Here is a 24445-nt window from a genome sequence, read left to right as displayed (position 1 = left end):
TCGCCAGAAGATCGCGACTCAGAACCAGTTGACGGTCAGGGGGAAGGTGGTGCCGGCAGAGACAGCGGTGGAGTCGGTGGCGGTGGCGGTGATCTGGACGGTGCCGGTCTGCCAGGGTTTTCCGCTGATACGGCCGGTCGAGGTGTCGATGGACAGGCCGAACGGCAGTCCGGAGGCGCTGTACTTGAGCGGCGTTCTGCCGCCGGTCGCGGTGATCTGGATGGTGCAGCTCTGGTTGAACCTGCACGTCTGCGCACCGGGGTTGGCCACGCTCAGATCCCCGCCGGGCGGCGGAGTGCCGTCGCCGAAGACCTCGGTGACGGGGGTCGCGCTCGCCGCGTTGCCTGCGTGGGTGGTGCCGAACAGGTCCTCGAAAGTGCGCAGCAGGTTGTAGTGGTTGTACGCGCCGCTGAATATGCCCTGCTTGACCTTGGCCCCGGAGAAGACTGTGGCGATCCGGTTGGAGCCGAGGTAGTTGTCCTCGTCCCAAGTCAGCACCAGCAGACTGTTGTTGGCCTTGGCCCACTGGGCGTATGCGTCGAGGTTGTTCTTCACCCATGTGTCACCGGTGCCGACCGAGCACGAGTGCATGTCATTGCACTGGTTCGGGACGACGAACGACAGGTGCGGCAGCTGGGTGAAGTCGTTCTTCGGGAACTGCGCCCAGGTCTTGCCGGTGTTGAGAGGCACGTTCTTGAAGGCGAACCAGGGGTTGTGCTTCTGCGCGTACTGGCCGTTCGTGCAGGCGGTGGAGCCCTCGCTCGGCAGGTCCTCGTTGTAGGTGGCGAAGGTCTTGCCGGCGGCGGTCAGCTCCTGTCCGAGGTTGGCGGCGCTCATGGACTGCGGTGTGTAGCAGCCGTCGCCCGTGATGCCCTGGGTGCTGCCGGAGAAGAGGTTGAAGTAGTTCGGCTGGCTGGGGTGGGTCAGCGCCTTCATGCCGGTCAGACTGGCGCCGGCGTTCGCGAGCTGGTTGATGTAGGGCGCGTTGGAGCTGCCGATGATCTCGCCGTACTGCTTGTTCTCGAAGACGACGACGATGACGTGGTCGTAACCGGGCAGCGCGGCAGCCGCCTTCGGCGCTGCGGCATGCGAGTCGGCCGCGCCGAGGGTGGCGACCAGACAGAGCGTGCTGAAGATCCCGGCGGCAGCTGTGCGCCACCTGCTGGTGCTGCTGCCGTGCGGTGACCGTTCCGGTAGGGCTCTTGGCTCCATGAGGGTGTTCCTCCTTGTTCCTCTCACTCCTCGCGGCGGGCCGCGCCCGCCACGGCGATGTTCAGGAAGCGCGGTACGGGCCGTCCGCGGCTGCGGAACTCCTCGGCCACGGTGGTACGGAGGGTCGTCAGCCGGTCCTGCGGCAACAGCACCAGGGCGCTGCGCCCCGGCTCTCGTCCGGGCCGCCAGGCGGCGAGCACACCTACGCGCCGAGCGGCGTCCAGGGCGCGCCGGATGTCAGCGGCGCCGGGTCCCTCGCCGCGTGTCACCAGGAGCATCAGCTTCGCCCCGTGTTCGGGCGGGTCGAAGGGGATACGCCGCCGGCGGCCGTTGTCGAGCAGCAGAGCCCTGCCGGGGCGTGCGAAGAGCACGGCCTGCCGCAGGGCTTCGTCACCGGCGGGCGCCGCTGCCCGGGCGAGGGCGGCGAGTCGGCCACGCGGCGGTCGCGGTCTGGTGCGGCCGGCGTGCAGATCGGCGACCGCGAGCGCCACGGCGCACTCCAGCGGCTCCGTGCTCGAGAGACCGGCCGCCGCTGTCAGCGTGGAGTGGATGTGCAGGTCGATGCCGCCACGGCCGTATCCGGCGCGGGCCATGGTGCGCAGCAGGGCGTAGCTGCGGGCGGCCCAGTCGGGGTGGGGCAATGGCGGTCCGGTGAGCGGGAGTTCGCAGCTCTGCGCGGGGTGGGCGAGGGAGCTCAGCCGCACCAGGCCGTCCTCGCGCGGGGCCGCGGCCGCTGCCACGGGCCAGCCGGCCGCGGCGACGACGTGGGGCGAGCCCAGGTGGAAGGCGTGCGGGGCGCTCCACACCGTGGCCGGGGGGCGGTCGTGCGCTGATTCGAGGGCATAGGCGACCAGCCGGAAGAGCGGGTCGGCGGTGTGGCGGCGGGCGATGTCCAGCGTGCTCGTGGCCGTGCTCATGTCCCTGCTCGTGTCCGTGCTCATCGCCGTCACCCCGTCTCTTGAGCCGCCGGCGTCCTGCGGGCCAGCAGGCGGTAGGCGTTGCCCCCTTCGGTTGCGCGGGCCACCGCCGCACGCACCCCGTCGAGGGCTGCCGCGACGGCGAAGCACGGCAGCGCCGCGGTGTGCACGACGGTGCGGACCACCCGCCGGGTGCGGGTCGCGGTGCCCGGTCCCCAGGGGGCGTACGGGTGAGGGGCGAGCCGGTTCGCAGTGAGGAGGACGGCACCGACGAAATCGCAGGACTGGTGGGCCGCGCCGTGCTCCTCCGCCAGGACGGTGAATCCGCGGTCGGCCAGTGCCTGCCGGAGGTTGGCGATCGGGATGAGGTGCTGGTGCTGGGGCTGGAACCAGGGCAGCCAGTGCGGGCCAAGGAGGCGGGCGAGCCGTGATTCGGGGTCCGGCAGCTCGATGAGCAGATGCCCGCCGGGGGCCAGCACGGCAGCGGCCGCGTCGAGTTCGGCGAGCGGCTCGCGGGTGTGCTCCAGATAGTGGTACATGCTGACGGTGTCGTAGCGGTGGACGAGCCCGGCGGCGAGATCGGGGAACTGGCCCTGGTGGGCGGTGCCGACCCAGCCGCGTGCCTCCGCCTCGCGTACGGCGGCGCTCATGTCCAGACCGTCGAAGCGGGTGCCTGGCCAGATGTCGCGCGCGCTGTCGCAGAAGTGACCGTGCCCGGTGCCCACGTCGAGCCAGGCGGTGGGCGTCCCGAACGGCTTCAGCATGGCGGCGCGGGCGCGGTACGAGCGGCCCATCGTGCCGAACACCTGGGCCGCGCCTCCGACGCCCAGGCCCTCGTAGAAGTCGCGGTAGTAGAAGTCGAGGCCGTCCAGGGAGAGGCGGGGGTTCTGGAAGACGTGTCCGCACTCGCCGCACTGTTCGAGGGTGAAACGGCCCGGCTTGCCCTGGAGCAGATCGGGTACGCGGATACGCACCGAGAGCTGGGTGGAGCCGCACCAGGGGCAGTCGTCGCGACGAGGCTCGAAGAACCGGTCGGTGCCGGCCTTGAGTTCGGCGGCATAGGCGGGGCGCAGCGCCTCCAACTCGGGAGACGTTCCGGCAGGTCCGGAGCGGTGGCTCGAGGCCGTACGCAGAGCGGCGCCGAGCGAGTACAGGGGCCGCGCTGCGGTGGCGCGGATCAGGTCGGCCGGGCGCAGCGGGGTGCGCGGGCCGCCGAGGATCAGGGCGGGCTGCAGCCAGTACAGGGCGGCGGCCGCGGCCCCCCAGCCGCCGTCCGCGACGGCCGCCCGGACGAGCAGGGCGAGACCGGCCAGTTGAGCAACGGTCAGCAGGCCCGGGGGCAGCCCTTGGGCGCGCAGTTCAGCGGCACGGCGGGCGGGGGCGGGGGCCGGGGCGGCCAGGCCGGGTGCGATGGCGACGCCGGTGGCGGCGGGGGCGTACGGCTTCAACCGCCGCAGGAGGATGTGCAGTTCGGCGGGGCCGGGACACGAGTCGGGACCGGTGTCGCACTCCACGCCGGCCCGGTGCCGGACGTCCTCGGCGATCAGCAGGGCGTGTCCCGCGCCGCGGCCGTCGGCCGTGCGGTTGTAGCGGGCGGCGCTGAGGTCGAGGATCCGGAGCAGGCTCAGAGCGCGTTCGGTGTCGAGGCGGGCGGGAACCAGGTCGAGTACCTGCAGGCCGGTCCGTTCGGCGTGGGCGACGGCGGCGCGCACCGTGGCGTCGTCGACCTCGACTCCGCGGGCGCTGATCAGGTGCCAGCGGCCCGGAGGCGGTGCGGTGTGGGTGTGGGAGGCCGGTTCCAGGACGGGTACGGCGCGCAGCCTGCGACGAGCGCGCACGGTGCCCGCGGTGAGCCCGGCCAGTGCGACGATCGCGGCCCATGGGAGGTCAGTCGGGAACGGCGTCATATCAGTTTCTCCAACTGGTCGGCCGCGGCCGCGGCACCGCCGGCCGCGGCGAACGAGGCCTGGATGCGGCGGGCGGCCCGGCGGTGGGCGGGGTCGTCGAGTGCGGCGTCGAGTGCGGCATGGAGTTCGTCCGCGCGGGCCCGGCCGAAGCGGACCCGGATCCCGGCCCCCGCCGCAGCGACCTGCTGGGCGACGATCGGCTGGTCGTCGCGGATCGGGGCGACGACCAGGGGCAGGCCGTGCGCGAGTGCCTCGCAGACCGTGTTGTGGCCGCCGTGGCAGACGACGGCGTCGAGGTGGGGCAACAGCTGGAGCTGGGGAACGTGTTCCAGGAGCAGGACATGATCCGGTACTTCGCCGACCACGTCCCTGGGCGCGGCCAGGATCAACTGCACACGGTCGGCGAGCCGTTCGGCGGCCTGCAGCACCGCGGCGTAGAAGCGGCCGCCGGCCTCGCGGTTGAGCGTGCCGAGCGATACCAGGACCCGCCGTCGTACGGGATCGAGCCGCCGCCACGGAAAGGCCGAGCCGTCCGACGGGCGAGGGCTCATTGCGGGGCCGACGAAGGCGTAGTGCCCGGGGTACGGCTCGTCCGCGCCGACCAGTTCGAGCGTGGAGAAGACCAGGACCAGGCGGTCCGAGTAACGGGGGTCCCAGCCGCCCGGTGCTCCGGAGTCGGCGAGCAGTCCGGCGATCCGCTCCGCCACCCACTCCCCCACTCTGGGGAAGCCGGCGAAGGGCCGGGTGAATTCGGCCGAGGTCGTCGCCGACGTCACCCACGGCAGCCCGCGCCGCTGCGCGATCACCGCGCCTGCGAGGGCCTGCTGGTCGACGACGAGCAGATCGGGGGCGTACGCGTCGACCGCCGCTTCGACACCCGGCAGCATCGCGTGGGCGAGCGGGATGAGCGCCTCCTCCCAGAGGAAACGCAGGGCGGCGACGCCGCGCAGATCGCGCCAGTGCGCGTGCAGCGAACCGTAGGCCGCGGGCCCGGCGCGGTCGCCGGAGGGAAACAGCGCGGCGCCCGCCGGCAGGAGTCGGGGCAGCACTTCGGCGGGACCCGTCCAGGCCACCCGGTGACCGCGCGCGGCCAGCTCGGCGGCGACGGCGACAGTGGGGTTGATGTGCCCGGCAAGCGGCGGGACGACGAACAGGGCCTTCATACGACCACCGCCTGCGCGCGCTCGGAGCACCCGGAGCGCCGGTCGCGCTCGGCACCTTCAGAGCGCGGCCGTGCGGCTTCGGCCAGTCGGTCGAGCACCGCACGCCGGAGCTCTTCGGTGCCGCCCTGGAGCACGTCGTGGCCCAGGCCCGGGATGATACGGACGGTGCAGTTGGGTGCGTGGTGGGCCAGTTCCCGGGCACCCGGGACGAGTTCGGAGTGCTCGCCGCAGACGGCCAGCACCGGGCAGCGCACCCGGGCGAAGTCCGTCGGCGTGAACGGCCGGCTCGCCGCGATGTCGTCGATCAGCGTGGTGCGGTTGAGGAGTTCGTCGGCGGTGGCGGTCAGCCGGGCGGCCTTGCGCGCACCGAGCGAGGAGAGTTCCTGCGGCACCTGGCTGCCTTCGAGGGCGAGGGCTGCGACGGACAGTGTGTCGAGCATGTTCTCGATCCAGGGACCGTTCAGCGGGGCCTCGACCAGGACGAGCCCGGCGACGAGGTCGGGGCGCGCGAGTGCGGTGTGCAGCGCGATCGTGCCGCCGTAGCTGTTGCCTATGAGGTGTACGGGCCGTTCGTCCAGGCCCAGGGCGGCGAGCAGGGTGGTCAGGTCCCGTACGGCGGTGCCGATGTCGTAACCGGTGGGGGGTCGCTCGGTGCGGCCGTGGCCGCGCAGGTCGTAGAGGACGACATCGTGGCCGGCCCGCGCGGCGGGGACGGCGAGGGTGGCGTAGAAGCTGGAGAGGTTGTCGACGACCAGACCGTGGAGGAAGACGACGGTCGTGCCCGCAGTACGGCTCACGTCACCGCCGGGCAGCCGGTGGACGTGGAAGCGGAGGGAGTTGGCGAGGACTTCGGCCATGGCGGGTTCAGGCGGCGGGGGCCGGGGCCGGAGCGGGAGCGGCCGTCGGGGCGGGCGTGGGCGTGGGAGCCGACGTGGGCGTGGGAGCCGGCGTCGGTGTGTCGGCGATATGGGACACGAGGTCGCCGACCGTCATGGCCAGGATCTCCTCCATGTCCTTCTCGGCCAGGAACGCGATCAGGTCCACCGCTGTGCCGTACCGCTGCTGGAGCAGCTCGGCGAGTGCGACGAACTCGATGCTCTCCAGGGCCAGGTCCTCGTTGAACGTGGTCTCCAACGTGACCTCCTCCGCGAGGAGGAACTCGTCGCCGACCGTCTCGACGAGCATGGCGGTGATCTCGGCGAGTATGCGTTCGGCCGTGGGGTCAGATGCCATGGCTGGCCTCCGTCGGGGTGGGGGTGACTGAGCGGGCGGGAGTGCGGGCCGGGACGGTCCACGCGACGACGAAGACCTCGGGTGGGGTGTCCGGGCCCGGCCGGTCGTGGACCGTGCTGATCCGCACGGTGTGGCTACGGCCCTCGGGAGAAGTCACACGGAGCCCGGTGGATCGGTCGGTGACGGTCCACTGCCGCAGGCGTCCGCCCAGGCCCGTGCCCTCTGCCTTGGCGGCGGCTTCCTTGGCGCACCAGAGTGCGGTGAGCGCCTGTGCGAGGCCGGACCCTTCCCGCGCGGCGAGTTGCCCGGCGAGTCGCCGCTCGTCGGAGGTGAGGGCGATACGGCTCAGTGCGCCGGGGTCGTCGGTGACGGCCTCGATATCGATGCCGACAGCCTGGGCGGGATGGGCGTACGCGACAGCCAGCCGGTCCTTGTGGGCGAGGGAGAGCCGGAGTCCGGCGGCGAGCGGGCCTTCCGTGCGGGGGCGCCCGTGTTCGTCGTTGCCGACCGGGATCTCCACGGGGAAGAGCGGCCCCGCGCCGTCGTCCCACAGGAGCTGGCGCACCGCGTCCTTCGCGGCGATCCGCCCGAGCAGCCAGGCCGCGCGGGCCCGCGGCGGGCGCTGCTCGTACACCGCGCGCTCGGCGGCGCCCAGATAGCGCCGCATCACCAGCTCCTGCGAGGCGGGGTCGGTCCAGCGGCGCCGCGCCAGGCACCAGCCGCCGGGCTGAGGCTCGCCGATACCGCAGATCTCGGGGGTGAACTTCATCGGCCAGACCCGCTCGTCGGCGGCGAAGCGCCGGTACGTCCAGCCTTCCAGGCGGGCCCAGAGTGTGCCGTCGGCGGAGGTGAGTTCCACGTCGCCCCGTACCGAGTCCGGCCGCAGGGCGCGGATACGGGCGGTGGCACGCAGGAGTTCGCCGTCGCGGGGTGCTGGTCCGTAGAGGCGGACCCGCTCCAGCGACGCCGGGAAGACCAGTCGGTCGGCGGTGAGGCGCAACTGCATCCAGTGGCCGAGCAGTTGCCCGGCGGCATCCAGCAGCGCGCCCGGCGCGGGCAGGGCGCGCAGCAGCCCGCGGATACCGTCCTCGGCGACGGCGGTCACTTCGTGCACCCCGGCGAATCCCGGCCCGTGGAACATCCATCGGTCGCGGTAGAGGGCTTCGGCGCTGACGGGTGGCGGTCCTTCGCCGGTGAGGGGGGCGGGGTCGGGAGCGGGGCGGGCGGTGTGCCGGCCGGCGAGCACGACGGTGGCGGTCGCGCACCCGCCTATCTCGACGCGTACCCGGCCGCTGCCGTCGGCGGCGGGTGTGGCGCTGATCTCCGCATCGACGGGCGGAGCGACGGGCAGCCAGCGCAGGGCCCTTACGTCGTCGAAGCCGGCCACCACGCGTCCGGGCACGGATTGGCGTGCGGCGTCGGCGGCCAGCTCGAGCAGCGTGGTCATGGGGACGACCGGGAAGCGGTCGGAGGGCTCGGGCCAGGTGTCGGGCTGGAGATAGACGCAGTGGTCAAGGACGTACGGCATGGTCTCGAGAGAGAGCCGACGCCGGGTGCGGTGGACAGGGGGCGGTGCGGGGGCGGCCGGGACGCGGGAGGCGGCCGGTGCGGCTTGCTGCCGAGCGCCGGGGCTCGCGGCGGGGACCCCGACGGCGGGCGAGGAGGGGACCCCGACAGCCGGCGAGGAGGGGACCCCGGGCGCGTACGCCGCCGAGGGCTGGCGTGCACTCGGTGCCACCGCGGGGGCTGCCGCCCGACAAGCTTCGACGACGGTGCGTGCCGCGCCCTCCGTCTCCTCCAGTACGGCGTCCAGGGCCGACCGCAGCGCAGGATGACCGGCGACGGGTGAACGGGTCGGCCGGGTCGGCCCGCCCAGGTGCAGCGCGGGCGCGGCGCCGCCCATGCTCACCAGCGGGGAGCCGAGATCGAGCCGTACGAGACCGTGCGCGGAGGCGGCGGGCGCGGCGTGCGCCGTCGGCTCGACGGTTGCGGCGCCGTCGAGCCGTACGAGGCTCTGCGCGTCGGCCGTGGGCCTGTCGGGTGGTGCGAGCGCGGCCGGTGGGACGAGGGCGGCATCGGCAGAAGCCGGCGCGGCGGACGGCGCGGGAACCGCGGAGGCCGGCACTGCGGGCGAAGGCGGCTCGTGCTCCGTCAGCCGCTCCCAGCGCGGATTCAGCCCCTCCGTCCACAACGCAGCAGCCAGCCGCCGCAGTTGGTCAAGGCCGCTGCCGCCGCGGGCCGCGCCCGCCGAGACCGCGAGGTGCGCCCGGCCGTGCAAGGTGTCCCCCACGAAACCGGGGAGGCTGCCCGGACCCATCTGGACGAAGGCCCGTACGCCCTCCGCGTACAGCCGTGCCGTCAGCTCCCGGAAGCGCACCGGCTCCAGCAGGTGGCGCAGCACCACCTCCCGGACTTCGTGCTCGGGCTCCGGGTACGCGGTGCCCGTGGTCGCCGACCAGACGGGCACGGTCTGGGGACGCAGTGGCAGCGCGGCGAACGCGGCGCGCACCTGGTCGAGATACGGCGCCCACATCGGCGTATGGAAGCCCGATCGAAAGGGCAGCTCCTGGGCGAGCACACCCTCGGCGGCCAGCCGGGTCAGCGCTTCGGCCACCGGACCGGGCTCGCCGCACAGCACCGACTGGTGCGGGCAGTTGTCATGGCTGACGGCGACGCGGTCCAGCCCGCGCAGCGCGTCGGCGGCCTGGCGCGCACCGCAGCCGAGTGCCGCGTACACCAGATCGGGGACGTCGAGATCGCCCGGCCGCAGCGAGTCGAGGAAGGTGTCGACGGCGCGCTGCGGGTACATCCCGGCGACCACCATGGCGGTCCACTCGCCGAGGCTGTGCCCGGCCAGGAGGTCCGCCTCGATGCCGAGTTCGGGGAGGACGCGGGCGAAGAGCCGTCCGACGGCTATGGCGTCGACCGCCCGTTCCACCAGCGTGCCGCCGCCTGTCAGGGCGGGCCTCGGCAGTCCGAAGCGGTCGGCGACGTCGTCGACGCAGGGGGTGAAGTCCGGTTCCAGGCCCGGGAAGAGGAACGCCAGTCGGCCGGCATCGCGCCCGAGGAGCGGACTTGGAGTGAACCAGACGCCGCCGCGGCCGCGCCACGGCTTCCCTCTGGCGACGACCGCCGCTGCAAGAGCCCGGCGCTTGGGTGTGAGTCCGAGGACGGCGAGGCGGCAGGAGCCGTTGGACCGGGGCGTCGCAGGGACCTGGCCGGAGGCCGACAACTCCTCGACGAGGCGGGCAAGTTCGCCTGGGGACGCGGCGGCAAGCAGAGTCATCGTGGCTTCCCCTGCCTCGGCGGCGGCCGCCGACGGGGCGCGCTGCTCGTCCGGGGCCGGCGGGACCCTCTCCTGGCCGGCTCGGCCCCCGGACCTCCCGGGGCCCCGGGAAACCGGCTCGGCGACGCGGTGCGCCGCATCCCGGTCACGCCGTCGTCCGGGGGCGGCAGCCGCCGCCGGGGCCCCGGGCGCCTCCTCCAGCACCACATGCGCATTGATGCCGCCGAAGCCGAACGCATTCACGCCCGCCCGTCGCGGTGCCCTCCCCCGCTCCCAGGGCTCCGCCTCCGTCACCGGGCGCATCCGCGTACGGGCGAAGTCCTCGTGCGGGTCGTCGAGATGGAGGGTCGGTGGCAGGATCCCGTCGTGCACGGCGAGCGCGGCCTTGATCAGCCCGGCCATCCCGGAGGCCTGCATGGTGTGGCCGAGCATCGACTTCACCGACCCCATCGCGACCGGTTCGACGCCCGCCGCGGGAGGGCCGAAGACCCGGGCCAGGGTTGCGAGTTCGGCCTCGTCGCCGACCGGCGTCCCGGTGCCGTGCGCCTCCAGCAGGCCGAGCGCGTCGGGCGCGGCCGGGTCGAGACCGGACCGCGCCCAGGCCTGGGCCAGGGCGCGCACCTGGCCGTCCACCAAGGGGCTCATCAGGCTCGCCGCCCGGCCGTCACCGGCCACGCCGACTCCTCGTACGACGGCGTAGACACGGTCGCCGTCGCGTTCGGCGTCGGCCAGGCGCTTGAGGAGGACGACGCCGGTGCCTTCGGACAGCAGCGTGCCGTCGGCGCGCCGGTCGAAGGGGCGGATGTGCTGGCTCGGGCTGAGCGCCCGCAGTTGGGTGAAGACGCTCCACAGGGTGGCGATATGGCAGTGGTGCACCGCCCCGGCCACCACCAGATCGCAGCTGCCGCCCGCCAGCAGGCCGGCCGCCTGCTCGACGGCCAGCAGGGAGGAGGCACAGGCGGCGTCGAGGGTGTAGGCGGGGCCGCGGAAGTCGAGGCGGTTGGCGGTACGCGCGGCGGTGAAGCTGGGGACGAGGCCGATGGATGCCTCCGGCCGTTCCGGGCCGAGGCCGGCCTGGAAGGCCTCACGGACGGCCGCGATCCGGTCCTCGCCCAGCTCGGGGGCGAGTTCGCGCAGGGTCGCCGCGAGTTGGTGGGCGGTGCGCACGCGCTGGTCGAGGCGGGCGGTGGCGACGCCCATGAACCCGCCGCGGCCCAGGATGACCCCGATCCTGGAGCGGTCGGCGGGCAGCCGCTCCTCGCCTCCGGCATCGGCCACGGCCTCGGCGATGACGCGCAGCGCGAGCAGCTGGTCGGGCTCTGCCCCGGCCACGGCGGCGGGCATGATGCCGAAGCGGGTCGGGTCGAAGGCGGCGAGGCCGTCGATGAAACCGCCGCGCCGGCAGTAGAAGCGGTCGCTGCGGGCGGTTCCTTCGGCGCCGTGCGGGTCGTAGTAGACATCGGGGTCCCAGCGGCCGGGCGGTACGTCGGTGATGGCGTCCGTGCCCGCGAACAGGTTGGTCCGGTAGGCGGCCAGGTCGGCGGCGCCGGGGAAGACGGCGCCCATGCCGACGATGGCGGCGTCGGCCGGGCGTGGGCCGCCCCGCGAGTCAGCCACGGCGCGCCTCGCCCGGAACGGAACTCTCTTCCGCGAGGAGTACGACCTGGCCCCCGGTGCCGTGCGCCAGCTCGGCGAGGAACGCGGCAGTTCCTCCGGCCGGGTCGATGAGCGGGATGCCGCGGCTCGCGTACATCCGTTCCAGCTCCGGCGTCACCATTCCGCCGGCCTCGGCCGCCCAGGGGCCCCAGTCGACGGCGACGACGCGGCCGGGGAAACGGCGCGACCAGGCGGGGGTGGCGGCGAGCGTGTCCAGGGCGTCGTTGGCGGCCGCGTAGTCGGCCTGACCGCGGTTGCCGAAGACACCGGCGACGCTGCCGAAGAGGGCAAGGAAGGCCGGTGCGGGGGCGTCGCCGTGATCGGCGGCGGCGTCGGCGAGGTGCCGGGCGCCGTCGACCTTGGTGGCGAACACCCGGGCGAAGGAGGCCGGGTCCTTGTCGCTGAGCAGCTTGTCCTGGATGGTTCCGGCGCCGTGCACGATCCCGTCGAGGCGGCCGTGACGTGTGCGTATGTCTTCCATGACGGCTCGTACGGCATCGGAGTCGGTGACGTCAGCCGCGTGGTAGCGCACGGAGGCGGCAACGCCGGTGAGGGCGGCGAGGGTCGCGCGGATCTCGCGTGCGGCCAGGATGCGGGACGCTGCCGCCTCGATCTCGGCGGGGGTGCGCAGGCCCTGGCTGACGAGAGCCGCGCGCAGCGCGACCCGGTCGTGGGCGTGGGCGACGGCCGGGTCCTCGGCGGCGTCGGGGGGCGGGGTGCGGCCGATGAGTTCGATGTGGCAGCCGGTGGCAGCTGCGAGGGCGATGGCTGTACGAGCGGTGATGCCGCGGGCTCCGCCGGTGAGCAGTACGACAGCTTCGCGGCCGAACGGGAGCTGTGGCGCCGGTGCGGTGTCGGTGAGGGGGGCGGGGACGGTACGCAGCGTGTTGCGGGTGCCGTTGGTGTACCCGACGGCCACCGGTTCCTCGGGCGCGCACAGTTCGGCGATCAGATGTGCGGCGATCCGCTCGGGACGGTCCTTGGGATCGACGTCCACGGCGCGTATCTGGGTGCCGGGGTATTCGATCGCGGCGGTACGGGCGAAACCGTAGAGTCCGGCGCCGGGGATCGGGTCCGGGTCGGCGGAACCCGGGAAGCCCTGTGCGTCGGGCGCGTCCGGTGCGTCCGGTGACTGCGCGGTTCGGCCGAACGCTCCCCCGCAGCCGGTGACGAGCAGCAGTCGGCGGGTTCCCGCGATCAGGGTCTCGCGCAGTGCGGCGAAGGCTTCCGGAAGCACGGGGGCGGGGGCGGGTCGCAGCGCGCTGAGGTCCACGACACCGTCGGCGTCGGATCCGGCGGCGTCGGCCAGGCGGTCCTGGTGGACGATACGTACCTCGGCGCCCCGGGCCTCGAGCGCCGCGGCGAGAGCGACGGCGACCCCGAGTCCGTCGTCGACGACGGCGAACCGCCGGCCGGGCAGTACGTCGGCGGGGTCGCGGGGCGCGGGCGGACCCACGGGCGTGACCTCGACCAGGAGCCGCGCGGGCCGGGCGGGGCTCTGTTCGGTGACCGGGCTCGCCGCCCGGCCCGTGGCCGGATCCTGGACCACGTTCGGGGGCCGGTCGCCGCCCGCAGACCGTCCTGCGCCAAGGCCCGCACCCGTGACCGGGACCAGGCCAGGGACCACGCCCGGATCCGTCATCGCATCCGTCATCGCGTCCGTCATCGCATCCACTGCCGGATCAGTGGTCGTGCCACGCGCGACGATCCAGTCGACGATTCCGCTGATGGTCTTCAGCCGCGCGAGTTCCTCCACCGCCGATTCCGCCGGGCCGTCCGCACCCTGCGGCAGCCCGATCCGGTCGGCGAGCGCACCGATGATCTCCACCCGTTTGATGGAGTCCACCGAAAGGTCGGCCTCCAGGTCGAGGCCGGGGTCGAGCATCTCCCGCGGGTAGCCGGTGCGGACGTGGACGATCTCCAGTACCGCGTCCATGAGTTGATCTGGCGTCAGAGGATGTGTGACGGCCGGGTCGGCCACGGGCTGCGGCTCGGTCGGCACGGAGTGCTCGGTCGGCACGGCGGCGTTCGACTCGGGCTCCGGCGCGGTCGGCATCGCCGATGGCGTTGCCGATGCCCCGCCCGCCCCCAAGTAGCCCAGCAGAACGTCTCGTTGCGCGGCCACCAGTTCCCGCGCTCCGCGCAGATACTCCAGTACGGCGTCCTCCCGCCGGTCCACCGCCGCCACCGGACGGGCCACCGCCACCCGCCGGGCCGGGCGCAGCCCGCCCGCCACGGGCTCGCCGTCCGCGGTCCGTACGAGGTGGCCGTCCACCAGCCATCCGGCGCGCCGCGGCGGCTCGGCGGGCAGCGCCACCGTACGGCCCGTGAACAGTGGCTCGAGGTCGATCGGCACGCCCGCCACGGCGAGTTCGGCGAGCGCGGTGACCAGGCGGGTCAGACCGTTCTCACCCTGCACGTCGAGGGGGACGGCGTTGTGCGGCCGGTCGCCCAGGATGCGGCCGACCAGGCCGGTGAGCACCCGGCCGGGGCCGGCCTCGACGAAGGTGCGCACACCGGCCGCGTACATGGCCTCGATCTGCTCGACGAAGCGCACGGGCTCGGCGAGCTGACGGGCCAGCAGTTCCCGGACGGCCGCCGGGTCGCCGGGGTACGGGCGCGCGGTGGTGTTGGACCAGACCGGGACGGCGGGCGCGGCAACGGCCGTGCCGGCCAGTTCGGCGGCCAGCGCACCGGCTCCACCGGCGACAACTTCGCTGTGGAAGGCGCAGGCCACCGGGATGCGTTCGGCCGCGATACCCGCCTCGCGCAACGCGGCAATCGCGGCCTCGACCGCCGGGGTCGGGCCCGATATGACGCTCTGCCGGGGCGCGTTGTGGTTGGCGACGACACATCCGGCCGGCAGCTCGGGTATGCCGTCCGGGGCCGACGGCACGGCGGCCATCGCTCCGGGGTCGTCCCCGGCGGCGGCCAGAATCGCCTCGGCACGGCGGTCGCTGAGCCGCAGGAGGGTCTCGGTGTCGTACGCACCGGCCGCCCAGAGGGCGACCAGTTCGCCGTAGGAATGCCCGGCCGTGCAGTCAGGGCGTACTCCCACCGAGGTGAGCAGCAGATGCGCGGCGGCGCCGGCGAGGCCGAGGGCGGGCTGGGCGGTCCGGGTGTCGGTGACGGCGGCGCGCTGGGCGGCTCGTTCCTCGGGGGTGAAGGCGGCGGGCGGGAACATCGCGGCGACGCGGCGCGGATCCGCGTCGTACAGCAGCGACCGCAGGCGCGGGAACGCGATGAAGAGATCGCTCAGCATGCCCGGGCGCTGACTGCCCTGCCCCGGGAAGAGGAAGGCCATCCGGCCAGGGGCGCCCGTGTCATCGGCTGCGTGGACACCGTCGCCGGAGACGAACTCCCGGGCCCGGTCCAGCTTTTCGGCCAGGTCGTCCAGGCTGGTGGCGACGACCGCGACCTGGACGGGGACCTGGGCCTGGCCCTCATCCGCGGAGCCCGCGGAGCCCGCGGAAGCCTCGGCAGCGAGGTCGCGCAGCGGCCAGGGACGTCCCGCCGCATCATTCTGTTCCAGCCGGACGGCGAGGCGGTCGATGGCGCGCAGCGCGGCCTTGCGGCCGGCGCCGCGGAAGCAGAACAGCTCGGCGGGCCAGGAGTCCAGCCCCTGCGCGGGCTCGCCCGCATCCGCGTACCCGGCGAGAACGGCGTGGTAGTTGGTGCCGCCGAAGCCGAAGGCGCTGACCGCGGCGAGCCGCCGCCCGGCGGGCGCGGCCCACGGTCTGGCCTCCGTGTCGAAGAAGAAGGGGCTGCTGTCCGGCCGCCAGTCGGGGTTGGGGCTGGTCAGATGCAGAGTCGGCGGCCGTACGCCGGAGTGCACGGCCCGGACCGCCTTGATGAGCCCGGCCAGACCCGCCGCACACTTCGTATGGCCGAGCTGCGACTTGACCGAGCCGAGCGAGCAGAAGCCCGGGCCGCCACCGCCGCCGAAGACCTCGGTGAGGACGGTCAGTTCGGTGCTGTCGCCCACGACGGTGCCCGTGCCGTGTGCCTCCACGAGACCGATCTCGGCGGGCGCGATTCCGGCCCGCCGGTAGGCACGTTCCAGGGCGCGGCGCTGTCCTTCGGGGCGTGGTGCGGTGAGGCCGAGCGAGCGTCCGTCGCTGGATGCGCCAACGGCCTTGACGACGGCGTAGATACGGTCGCCGTCGCGTTCGGCGTCGGCGAGGCGTTTGAGGACGAGGCAGGCGACGCCCTCGCCCAGGGCGATGCCGTCGGCGGCCGCGTCGAAGGGCCGGCACCGGCCGGTGGGCGACAGTGCGCGTACGGAGGCGAACATCAGGTAGTCGTTGATGCCGTTGTGCACATCGGCGCCGCCGCACAGCACCATGTCGCTGTCGCCGTCGCGCAGTTGCTTGCAGGCCAGGTCGAGGGCGGCGAGCGAGGAGGCGCAGGCGGCGTCGATCGTGCAGTTGGCGCCGCCGAGGTCGAGGCGGTTGGCGACGCGTCCGGCGATGACATTCGCGAGGACTCCTGGGAAGGAGTCCTCGGTCAGCCGCGGCAGTTGGGCGTCCAGTTCGGGCGGCAGCTCACCGAGGTAGCCGGAGTGGAGGGCACGGAAGCCGTAGGCGCCGGCGAGGTCGGTGCCGGCTTCGGCGCCGAAGACGACTGAGGTCCGGGAGCGGTCGAACTGCCGCTCCCTGGCGTAACCGGCGTCTGCGAGGGCCCGGGCGGAGACGTCGAGGGCGAGCAGCTGTACCGGTTCGATGCTGCCGAGCGAGGCCGGGGCGATGCCGTGGCTGAGCGCGTCGAACGGTGCGGGCGGCAGGAAGCCGCCCCACCGGGACGGAGTCCGCTCCCCTGCCCGTGCCGGGTCGGGGTCGTAGTGGGCAGCCGGGTCCCAGCGGTCGGCGGGCACTTCGCCCACGGAGTCGGTCCCGGCAACGATGTTCGCCCAGTACCCGGCGAGGTCGCCGGCGCCGGGGTAGCGGCATGCCATGCCGACGACGGCGATGTCGAGCGGGGCTTCTTCGTGCGGAGCGGGCTCGGCCCAAAGACCCCGGAGCTGTTCGGCGCGCTCGGCGAGCAGTGCCGTCGCGCCATCGGTCACCTGGGCGTGCAGGGCGGCGACCGTGGTTGTGTCAGTGCGTGCGGTGGCGATCTGGCCGAGCATGTACAGTCCCTCGCCGCGCTGCTCGTCCTCCTCCACCGGGACGGGTCCCGCAGCGGTGTGGCGCAGGCCCTTGCTGGCGATACGCAGCCGCCCGAGGTTGAGTTTCTCCAGCTCCTCCCAGACCTCGTTCGGGCTCGCGCCGTCCTGCCGCAGCCACTGCGCGGTGGCGGTGAACGTGTCGGCGTACGGTGTGGCGGCGCAGCGTGTCGCGTGCCCCGGCGCGGTGCGGAGCAGTGTGGTGGTGTCGCAGTCGAGCGCTGCCCGCTGAAAGCCCGGCAGTACGGCTCCGGCCGCGACGGCCTCCTCGGTGAACAGGTAGGCGGTGCCCATGAGTACGCCGGTCCGGGCGCCGCGCTCGGCCAGCGGCCCGGCGGCGGCAGCGGCCATCGCCGCGGAGCGCTCGTCGTGGATGCCGCCGGCGAAGAGCACGTCGAGTTCGGCGGGGCGGGGGCAGGAGAGCAGCAGCTCGAGCTGCTCCTCCCAGAGCGGGAAGGCGGCACGCGGGCCGATGTGGCCGCCGCACTCGAGCCCTTCGAAGACGAACCGTCGCGCTCCCTCGGCGAGGAATTGCTCCAGCAGTCCCGGCGAGGGTACGTGCAGATAGGTCCTGGTTCCGGCGGCTTCGAGCGGGGCGGCCTGGGCGGGGCGGCCACCGGCGATGATCGCGTACGGCGGGCGCGCTTCGGCGACGGCGGCGAGCTGTTCGCGGCGCAGTTCGTCCGGGGCGAAGCCGAGCAGTCCGACGCCCCAGGGCCGGCCGGCCAGGCGCTCGGCGGTCTCGGTGAGCAGTTCGCGTACCTCGCGGCCGTCCATCACGGCCAGGGCGAGAAAGGGCAGTCCACCGGCGTCGGCCACGGCGGAGGCGAACGCGGGCCGGTCGCTGACCCGGGTCATGGGTCCTTGGACCACGGGCGGGCGCTCGTCCACCGGCGGGCGCTCTGTCACGCGCCCTTCCGCCGGCAACCGGTCTGCGCCGGGGCGCGGCTGGAGAGGACGGGCCCGTACGGCCGCTTCGAGGTGGTCGGTGATGGCCGCCCGTACGGCCTGCACGACAGAGCCGGTCGTACGGTGGCACGCGGCGAGCCGGGCGGCGCTCGCCCCGTCCTGGCCGATGGGCAGCGGCTGGGTGCGCAGATCCCCGGCGCCGAGCACCTCGGCGATGTCCCCTTCCGGCGGTGCGAGATCCGGGCGGGTGTAGACACGGTGACCCGCGACGAGGGTGGTTTCGCTGCCGTCCATGGAACGGATCGCGGCCGCGACCTCGCGGGGCAGACCGTCCGCGCCCTCGGTGGTGAGTGCGAGCTGCGTGTCGAGTACGACGCCGGCGGCGCCGCCGGCGACCGCGGCGGCGGCCGTGTGGGGGCCGATGCCGCCGGCCGCGTGGACCGGGACCGTCAACCCCGGATCGGCGAGCAGGCGTTGCAGCAGTACGAATGTGGTCAGTTCGCCGACCCGGCCGCCGGCCTCATGTCCTTTGGCGACGATTCCGGCCGCTCCGGCGGCGACCGCGGCAGCGGCTTCGGCGGGGCTGACGACCTCGGCCCACACCCGGCGCCGACCGCCGGCCGCCCAGTCGCCCGTTCCGGTCCGCCACCAGGCTTCGGTGAGCAGCACGGTGTCCACGGCGTCGGGCAGTTCGTCCGGCGTGAGCGGGCATCCGGCCGGCACCCGCACTCCGTACGACCCGTGAAGCCCGGCAAGCGCGCTGCGCGCCCGGTCGCGGTCCCTGCCGAGGTCGAGCAGGCCCAGCGCGCCGGCACGTTCCGCGGCCGCGACCATCCGGGGACGGGGCTCCTCGAACGGGCTGACCACCACGACGAGATCCCGGCGGGAGTGCCGGGTGTGCTGAGAGGTCACGGGCTCTCCTTGGGTTCCGAGCAGGGCCGGGCGGGGGAGCAGAGGCGCATTGCTTCACGGCCGCTGGGTGCACGGCACCACGGCCACGGCCGCAGCCGTGACGCTCGGATGACGGCGTACCGGGGGTGTACGGGTGTCACAGGAGGAATAACCCGTCAGTAACCGCCATGCCGCGTTGAATGGTGCGGCGGTCGGCGGGCACTGTCAACGCACATCAGCCACCCATGCCACAGAGGTATGGGCTGCTGTCGGCCACGGCTCAACTCCCTTGGCCGAATGGACACTTGTTCCCCCTGGTGCCCCTTACACCCGCAAGGCCCGGCCGCTAACGTCCGCTCATGACCCCCACACTGCAACAGCTGCGCTATCTCGTAGCCGTCGCGGACTGCCGCTCCATCACTGCCGCGGCCTGCTCCGTCTATATCGCCCAGCCGGCCCTCTCCCGCTCCATCCAGTCCTTGGAACGCGATCTGGGTGTGGCGCTGCTGGACCGCAGGGGCAGAGCGGCGACCCTCACCCCCGAGGGCTCGCGTGTCGTGCGCCTGGCCCGGACAGTCCTCGACTCGGTGGAGGCGATCGAGGACATCGGTCCGGCGCACGCGGGCAGTTCACGCGGCACGCTGACCCTGGCCGCCACCCCGACCCTCTCCCTCGACCTCGCCGCCGATCTGGTGCCGTCCTTCACCGAAAGCCACCACGGCATCGACGTACGCCTGCGCCAGCACGACAGCCGCGAGGCGCTCGTGCGGGCACTGATCGACGGCTCGGCGGAGCTCGGCCTGGTCGATCTCCCCGTCGACAAGGAACTCTCCACGCACCACCTCCAGGACCGCGAGGTCGTACTCATCTCCCCGCCGGGGTCAGGGCTGCCCGACCCGATGCCGTTCCGGATGCTGGGTGGACTGCGGATGGTGCTGCCGACCCCGGGCACAGGCCGGCGCACGGAGCTCGAGGCGATGTTCGGCCGCCTCGGCGTGCGCCCCGTGACCGTGGTGGAAGTGGATGAACGGCTGGCCTGGGTGACCAGTGTGACGGACGGGCGCGGCTCGCTGATCTGGTACCGGGACATGGTGTTACGGGCCTTCGGTCACCGCGTGGAGGTTCGTTCCTTCACTCCGCCGCTGCTGCGCGCCGTCGGCATAGTGCATCCGCGCGGCCCGCTGAGCCGCGCCGCCCGCGCCTTCCTCTCGCACGCACGCCACAACGCGCCTGTGCGGGAGCCCGCGAGGTGAGCCGACGGGCCGGCCTGCCCGCCCGGGTATCGGCCCCTGCCCTGCTCTGAGGGCCCCTGCCCTGCCCTGAGGACTCCGCCCTGCCCTGAGGGCTCTGCTCATGGCGGAGGCACGATGCGCCCGCACCCTGTCGCGGGTACGGGCGCATCGTCCGGTTGAACTAGGCGGGGAGGATGTTCTCCGCCTGCGGGCCCTTCTGGCCCTGCGTGACGTCGAACGTCACCTTCTGGCCCTCCTGGAGCTCACGGAAGCCCGAGGTGGCGATGTTCGAGTAGTGGGCGAAGACGTCCGGGCCTCCACCGTCCTGCTCAATGAAGCCGAAGCCCTTTTCCGAGTTGAACCACTTGACGGTTCCGCTGGCCATTTGTCCTCCAAGGGGACTCGTAGTCGGTTCCCGCACCGTGCGGGATCCGGAGGTGATCGCCCTGGCCCTCAGAGACTCTGAACAGCAAAACGCCCGTGAACTCGCGCTCACGGGCGACCGGTACTTCGGAACCATGACAGCTGAACGCGACGCTACACGGACAAGTGGCTGTACGGCCACAACAACGATCAAGTCGTTGCGGGATGCCGCCCGCGAAAGCGGCGCGAGGTCCCGGTGTGGCGCCCACCGGGACCCGCCGGCCGTCGTCCGGACGCGGTGCTATCCCAGTTCGAGACTGGTGACGCCATAGGTGCGCGCCACCCAGGTGTCAGGGACGTGGCCGATGTACATCCGCACGGTCTGGAAGCGGGGTGTGAGGCCGCGGGCCTTGGCCAGGGCACCAGCGGCCTGCTGCGGGTCGGGAATGTCGATGGAGACCTCCTCGTCCGGGCCGAGGTGCCCGATGAGGGTGTCGAAGAGCGCTTCGGCACCCTGAGGGGTGTCGGCGAAGAGGGGGCCGATGCGATGGCCGTCACGGGCGGGCCTGATCACTCCGTAACCGGCGATCCGGCCGTCGCGCAGGTATACGTACGCGGTGTGGCCGTCGGCGGTCAGCCAGCGGGTGAGGAAGGGGCGCCGTTCGGCCGGGAAGCACTGCCGGTCGTAGGCGGCGATCGCGTCGAGGTGTGCCGAGGTGACGGGCACGGCTCCCGCTGCCGGGGTGCCGGACCGCTCGGGGCGGCCACCGTAGCGGACGGTGTCGTTGGCGGCGGTGAACCCGGCACGTTGGTAGGTGGCGGTCTGGGCGGGTACGGCGTCCAGGCCGATGGTTCGGGTTCCGGCGTGCGGGAAGGCGGCCTGCCAGGTGGCGAGGCCCAACCCCTGACGGCGGTGGTCGGGGTGGACCAGGTAGTAGCCGAGGAAGGCGAACCGCTCCGAGTAGTTGACGATCGAGATCGCCGAGACCGGCCGGGTGCCCAGGCGGCCGATGAAGAACCCGGCGGGATCGGTGGGGTGGAAGGAAGTCACGTCGTCGCGGCCGGGATTCCACCCTTCCTCGGCGGCCCACTCAACCACCTGATGCCATTCGTCCAGCGAGGCGCCGGTGACGGTGAGTCCGTCGGCGCCCGGGGCGGCGGGAGTCGGGGCCTCGCTGGTGGAGCGCGGCTGAGGGGTTTCGCCGAGGGGGTGCATACCTGCTGTTCGTCCCTTCCGATGGGGCCGGCGCGGCCGCCGCGGGCGGTCTGCCGGTGCTGTGACTGGTGCGTTGCGGGTCAGATCAGGTCCATGGCAGCCACTTCGTCGGGGCTGCCGTAGCTGACAGGCCCGTGGAACCGCCGGCGGGCGGTGGCGAACCACCACACGGTGGCGATGAGCAGCACCACTCCCAGTGCGATCGGTGCGTAGTTGAACGAGTCGGCGGTGATCGGTGAGACCTGCGGCAGCATGAACAGCACACTACTGATCACGATCCAGGTCACGGCGATACCCGCGACGAGCTTGCCGTAACGCCCCAGGTTCCACGGGCCGGGCTCGAAGTCGTCCAGCCGCAGCCGGAGGAAGATCGGCACGCCGTAGGCGAGGAAGAGCCCGACGACATTGACGCTCACGATGGCGGTGAAGGCGGTGTGGGACCACCAGCCGGGCAGTACCAGCACCATGGGGCAGACCGCGGCGAGCCATACGGCCTTGACCGGTGTGCGCGTACGGGAGGACACCGAATGCCACCAACGGGAGCCGGGCATCGCCCCGTCGCGGGAGAACGCGAAGATCTGGCGGGTATTGCTGGTCATGTTGGCCAGACCGCAAAACAGCATGGCGCCGATCACGATCAACAGGAGCAGCTTGGCCGTGCCCGTGCCGAGCGCGTCGATGAGAATCTGCACCGGCGGCGCTGACGCACTCGCCGTATCGGCATAATCACGGATCGCGTACACGAGTGCGAGCATGAGGATCAGTCCGGTGATCGCCGAGTAGGCGATCGCACGCATAATGCCCTTCGGCGCGTTGACAGTTGCCTTCACGGTCTCTTCGGACATATGGAAGCTGCCGTCGAAGCCCGTGAACGTCCAGCTGGTGACGAGCAGACCAAGCATTGCCGCGTACATGCCATTACTGAAACCGGTGTTATTGACGAAGTGGGTCATGAACGACGCCGGCTGATGGTGCGTGGGTATCACGATCAGCGAGGTGACGATCACCACCATGCCGATCAGCAGCCACCATACGGAGATCCGGTTCACCAGTGCGACGAGCTGCACCGTATACGTATTGGCCAGCGCCTGGAGCAGCAGGATCACCGCTGCGATGCCGACCGTTTGCTGCGCCGTCGCCTCGTAGGAGGGCCACTGCATCGCGATGAACGCCTGGATGAAGGTGGCGGCGGCGTAGTTGGTGGCGGCGGTGCCGCCCACCTGACCGACGAAGTTCAGCCAGCCCGTGTACCAGGACCAGGCGCCGCGATGACGCTTGGCGAGCTTGCCTGCGGAGAAGTACAACGCACCGCTGGTTGGGTAGGCGGAGGCGATTTCGCCCATGGCCGCACCGACGAACAGCACCATGATCGACACGCCGATCCAGCCGAAGACGAGAATCCGCGGCCCACCGGCACCCATTCCGAACCCGAATGCGGAAAAGATCCCGGAGATGATGTTGATGATCGTGAAGGAGATCGCGAAATTGTCGAATGCACGGAATCGGCGGGTAAGCTTCCGCGGATATCCCATGGCGTGCAGCGTCGCGTCATCATCGAGGGTGACAGACGTTTCGTCGTGACGGGTTTTCGAGCGAGAGAGATATGTGCGCTCGGACACAATCGCAGCCTTTCTGATGGGGCTGATGGGGGGTGATTGCGCTGAAAGGAATATTTCATCGTGCGCCCTGGAATTCCGTAAACTCACCAGGGCGGTTCAGGCGGCATTGGGGATCGGCAGTCCGCATGAGCGTCTCGCTTTGGTGAGCTGCTCCGCGGGTTCGCCGAACGCGCTCCAGGGCATGCGAGAGGCATACGGGCCCATCGCCGTGAAGACTTCCCGTGCCTCGAATTCGCGCTTCGCCATGTACAGCGCGTGCGCGAGGTACGCCAGGTCCAGCACCGGAGTGAACCGGTAGCCGGCCACCTGCGGAAACCAGTGGTTGTAGCTTCCCGTCGCCGTGGCGATCCACTGGGACTGCTCCCACGTGCTGTCAGCCAGCAGAGCGGACGGGTCGTAGTCCTCGACGAGCGCCACCAGCGGAAGCAGCCGAAGGGCCGAGGTGGCCGGTGCCCGGTGGCTGAGGAACGAGGCGACGTCCCATCTCGCGCTCGCCGACCCGCCGTGACGGGTGAAGAAGAAGGCCAGGAACCGGTGGTGCGCTTCGCGGTTCCAGGGGTCGAGGCGAAGAATGCGGGAGAAGAGGTACCAGGGGCCCGGCGGTGCTGTCAGCAGCCCTTGCGGAGCGGGATCGCGAGGTCGGCGGAGGCGGGCCATGGCCAGTTGAGCCACCCATGGGGTCGGGTCCTCGGGCAGCATCTGCGCCGCTCGATCACACGCCGTCCTTGCGATGCCCACGAGGGTGCCCGCCCGTCGGTCACCGGCATCCGCCATACGTAACGCCCGGAGCATCGCCACGCGCGCCCACAGCAGTGCCGCCTCCGCGCTCGGCTCCTCGGCCAGCCAGCGCTCGGCCAGATCGGAGTCCGCAGCCTCGGAAGCCAGCACCAGTGACCGGTGGGCCCGCACATCGAAATCGCCACGTGCCTCCCTGAGGACGTCGTGTGCGCCGAGGTACCTGCCGGCCTTCACATCAATGCATGCTCGCGCCAACTGGCGATCGTCGGCCGCCGGATGCCACACGTACTGCCCCTCAAAGGAGCCAGCAGCCACGATCCCCTCCCAATCCCGCACAGGACACCACTCACAACACACACATTTCCGGCCACTGTCGAATTCAGCCGGATCCGACAGATCCACCGGCAGCGTCAACACCCTACTCAAACATCAAGTCGCCTCGAAACTGATCCCCCGGAATATCTGGCTTCAAATCGATTGGCGCTATGGCATTCAAGACGGATGCGATCCATGTCGCGGAGGATGGTTTGGCATATGCCTTTCTCGCGGGATCCTCTCCTGCGCCTGCATTGGTGGAGGCGTTCCAGGACGAGGCGACCGCGGCGCAGGTCGACGACGACCACTTCTCCGCGGCGCCGGAAACGATGCGCCCTGGTGGCGGGCCCGTGCGGATGCGAACCGGCCCACGTGCGGTGACCCTGGAGGAGTGGGGGCCATGCGGCGAGGAGGATGACCGATGTCCGTAATGGACAAGATCAAGCACATGCTCAAGGGCCATGAGTCTCAGGCCGACCAGGGCATCGAAAAGACGGGCGACTTCGTCGACGACAAGACAAAGGGCAAGCACCGACGCCAGGTCGACACCGCCCAGGACACGATGAGGGAGCAGTTCGGCACGGACCGGGACCGGGACAACCCGCCCCAGCCCTGACCACGTCG

15 protein-coding genes are annotated in these 24445 nt (G+C 72.2%); 3 read left to right on the top strand and 12 right to left on the bottom strand.

The window, feature by feature from the left end; all coding sequences use genetic code 11:
- Nucleotides 1-18: 18 nt before the first annotated feature.
- From ACFYXH_RS11720 to ACFYXH_RS11685, 8 genes are read right to left on the bottom strand one after another with little or no spacing between them, the layout of a single operon-like run.
- Nucleotides 19-1212, bottom strand: a complete 1194-nt coding sequence (locus tag ACFYXH_RS11720) for an alkaline phosphatase family protein (RefSeq protein WP_389561911.1) — start codon at nt 1210-1212, stop codon at nt 19-21.
- Nucleotides 1213-1235: 23 nt separating this feature from the next.
- Entirely contained in the window at nt 1236-2153 is a 918-nt protein-coding gene (locus ACFYXH_RS11715; RefSeq protein ID WP_389561910.1) for a galactokinase, read from the bottom strand.
- 5 nt (nt 2154-2158) lie between these two features.
- Entirely contained in the window at nt 2159-4036 is a 1878-nt protein-coding gene (locus ACFYXH_RS11710; protein ID WP_389561909.1) for a methyltransferase domain-containing protein, read from the bottom strand.
- Complete coding sequence (locus ACFYXH_RS11705; RefSeq protein ID WP_389561908.1) at nt 4033-5199, bottom strand: glycosyltransferase; 1167 nt, start codon at nt 5197-5199, stop codon at nt 4033-4035. Before ACFYXH_RS11705 ends, ACFYXH_RS11710 begins: the two co-directional genes overlap by 4 nt.
- The gene (locus tag ACFYXH_RS11700; RefSeq protein WP_389561907.1) at nt 5196-6056 is read right to left on the bottom strand and encodes an alpha/beta fold hydrolase; all 861 of its coding nucleotides are present in this window, start codon (nt 6054-6056) and stop codon (nt 5196-5198) included. The genes ACFYXH_RS11705 and ACFYXH_RS11700 overlap by 4 nt, the downstream gene beginning before the upstream one ends.
- 7 nt (nt 6057-6063) lie before the next feature.
- On the bottom strand, nt 6064-6432 hold the full coding sequence (locus tag ACFYXH_RS11695) for a phosphopantetheine-binding protein (protein ID WP_389561906.1): 369 nt from the start codon (nt 6430-6432) through the stop codon (nt 6064-6066).
- The gene (locus ACFYXH_RS11690) at nt 6422-11335 is read right to left on the bottom strand and encodes a beta-ketoacyl synthase N-terminal-like domain-containing protein (protein ID WP_389561905.1); all 4914 of its coding nucleotides are present in this window, start codon (nt 11333-11335) and stop codon (nt 6422-6424) included. Before ACFYXH_RS11690 ends, ACFYXH_RS11695 begins: the two co-directional genes overlap by 11 nt.
- Nucleotides 11328-18281, bottom strand: coding sequence for an SDR family NAD(P)-dependent oxidoreductase (locus tag ACFYXH_RS11685; RefSeq protein ID WP_389562238.1), 6954 nt, complete (start codon nt 18279-18281; stop codon nt 11328-11330). Before ACFYXH_RS11685 ends, ACFYXH_RS11690 begins: the two co-directional genes overlap by 8 nt.
- Nucleotides 18282-18697: 416 nt before the next feature.
- Between ACFYXH_RS11685 and ACFYXH_RS11680 the strand changes: the two genes are divergently transcribed.
- Nucleotides 18698-19591, top strand: a complete 894-nt coding sequence (locus ACFYXH_RS11680; protein WP_389561904.1) for a LysR substrate-binding domain-containing protein — start codon at nt 18698-18700, stop codon at nt 19589-19591.
- A 160-nt stretch (nt 19592-19751) separates the two neighbouring features.
- Here ACFYXH_RS11680 and ACFYXH_RS11675 read toward each other — a convergent pair whose 3' ends face one another.
- The 4 genes from ACFYXH_RS11675 to ACFYXH_RS11660 all read right to left on the bottom strand — a co-directional run bounded on the left by ACFYXH_RS11675 (nt 19752) and on the right by ACFYXH_RS11660 (nt 23821).
- Nucleotides 19752-19955, bottom strand: a complete 204-nt coding sequence (locus tag ACFYXH_RS11675; RefSeq protein ID WP_326647991.1) for a cold-shock protein — start codon at nt 19953-19955, stop codon at nt 19752-19754.
- A 279-nt stretch (nt 19956-20234) separates the two neighbouring features.
- Nucleotides 20235-21149 carry a GNAT family N-acetyltransferase gene (locus ACFYXH_RS11670; RefSeq protein ID WP_389561903.1) on the bottom strand — a complete coding sequence of 305 codons (915 nt, stop codon included), beginning with the start codon at nt 21147-21149 and terminating at the stop codon, nt 20235-20237.
- Nucleotides 21150-21229: 80 nt separating this feature from the next.
- The gene (locus ACFYXH_RS11665) at nt 21230-22681 is read right to left on the bottom strand and encodes an amino acid permease (protein WP_327321737.1); all 1452 of its coding nucleotides are present in this window, start codon (nt 22679-22681) and stop codon (nt 21230-21232) included.
- A 183-nt stretch (nt 22682-22864) separates the two neighbouring features.
- Complete coding sequence (locus ACFYXH_RS11660; protein WP_389561902.1) at nt 22865-23821, bottom strand: hypothetical protein; 957 nt, start codon at nt 23819-23821, stop codon at nt 22865-22867.
- A 170-nt stretch (nt 23822-23991) separates the two neighbouring features.
- Here ACFYXH_RS11660 and ACFYXH_RS11655 point away from each other — a divergent pair, with 170 nt between their 5' ends.
- Both ACFYXH_RS11655 and ACFYXH_RS11650 read left to right on the top strand, forming a co-directional pair.
- On the top strand, nt 23992-24252 hold the full coding sequence (locus tag ACFYXH_RS11655; protein ID WP_389561901.1) for a hypothetical protein: 261 nt from the start codon (nt 23992-23994) through the stop codon (nt 24250-24252).
- Nucleotides 24243-24437 (top strand): antitoxin, encoded by a 195-nt coding sequence (locus tag ACFYXH_RS11650; RefSeq protein WP_327321739.1) that lies wholly within the window; start codon nt 24243-24245, stop codon nt 24435-24437. The genes ACFYXH_RS11655 and ACFYXH_RS11650 overlap by 10 nt, the downstream gene beginning before the upstream one ends.
- Nucleotides 24438-24445: the final 8 nt, after the last annotated feature.

This window comes from Streptomyces sp. NPDC002730 (assembly GCF_042888805.1).
In the GTDB taxonomy this organism is placed as follows: domain Bacteria; phylum Actinomycetota; class Actinomycetes; order Streptomycetales; family Streptomycetaceae; genus Streptomyces.
This window is presented reverse-complemented; position numbering and strand designations above follow the sequence as displayed.

Bases quoted from the DNA above. Each gene is read 5' to 3' on its own strand.
- ACFYXH_RS11665 (WP_327321737.1), bottom strand. From the start codon at position 22,681: ATGGGATATCCGCGGAAGCTTACCCGCCGATTCCGTGCATTCGACAAT.
- ACFYXH_RS11710 (WP_389561909.1), bottom strand. From the start codon at position 4,036: ATGACGCCGTTCCCGACTGACCTCCCATGGGCCGCGATCGTCGCACTG.
- ACFYXH_RS11700 (WP_389561907.1), bottom strand. From the start codon at position 6,056: ATGGCCGAAGTCCTCGCCAACTCCCTCCGCTTCCACGTCCACCGGCTG.
- ACFYXH_RS11685 (WP_389562238.1), bottom strand. From the start codon at position 18,281: ATGGTCGCGGCCGCGGAACGTGCCGGCGCGCTGGGCCTGCTCGACCTC.
- ACFYXH_RS11680 (WP_389561904.1), top strand. From the start codon at position 18,698: ATGACCCCCACACTGCAACAGCTGCGCTATCTCGTAGCCGTCGCGGAC.
- ACFYXH_RS11715 (WP_389561910.1), bottom strand. From the start codon at position 2,153: ATGAGCACGGACACGAGCAGGGACATGAGCACGGCCACGAGCACGCTG.
- ACFYXH_RS11695 (WP_389561906.1), bottom strand. From the start codon at position 6,432: ATGGCATCTGACCCCACGGCCGAACGCATACTCGCCGAGATCACCGCC.
- ACFYXH_RS11720 (WP_389561911.1), bottom strand. From the start codon at position 1,212: ATGGAGCCAAGAGCCCTACCGGAACGGTCACCGCACGGCAGCAGCACC.
- ACFYXH_RS11670 (WP_389561903.1), bottom strand. From the start codon at position 21,149: ATGCACCCCCTCGGCGAAACCCCTCAGCCGCGCTCCACCAGCGAGGCC.
- ACFYXH_RS11655 (WP_389561901.1), top strand. From the start codon at position 23,992: ATGGCATTCAAGACGGATGCGATCCATGTCGCGGAGGATGGTTTGGCA.
- ACFYXH_RS11675 (WP_326647991.1), bottom strand. From the start codon at position 19,955: ATGGCCAGCGGAACCGTCAAGTGGTTCAACTCGGAAAAGGGCTTCGGC.
- ACFYXH_RS11650 (WP_327321739.1), top strand. From the start codon at position 24,243: ATGTCCGTAATGGACAAGATCAAGCACATGCTCAAGGGCCATGAGTCT.
- ACFYXH_RS11705 (WP_389561908.1), bottom strand. From the start codon at position 5,199: ATGAAGGCCCTGTTCGTCGTCCCGCCGCTTGCCGGGCACATCAACCCC.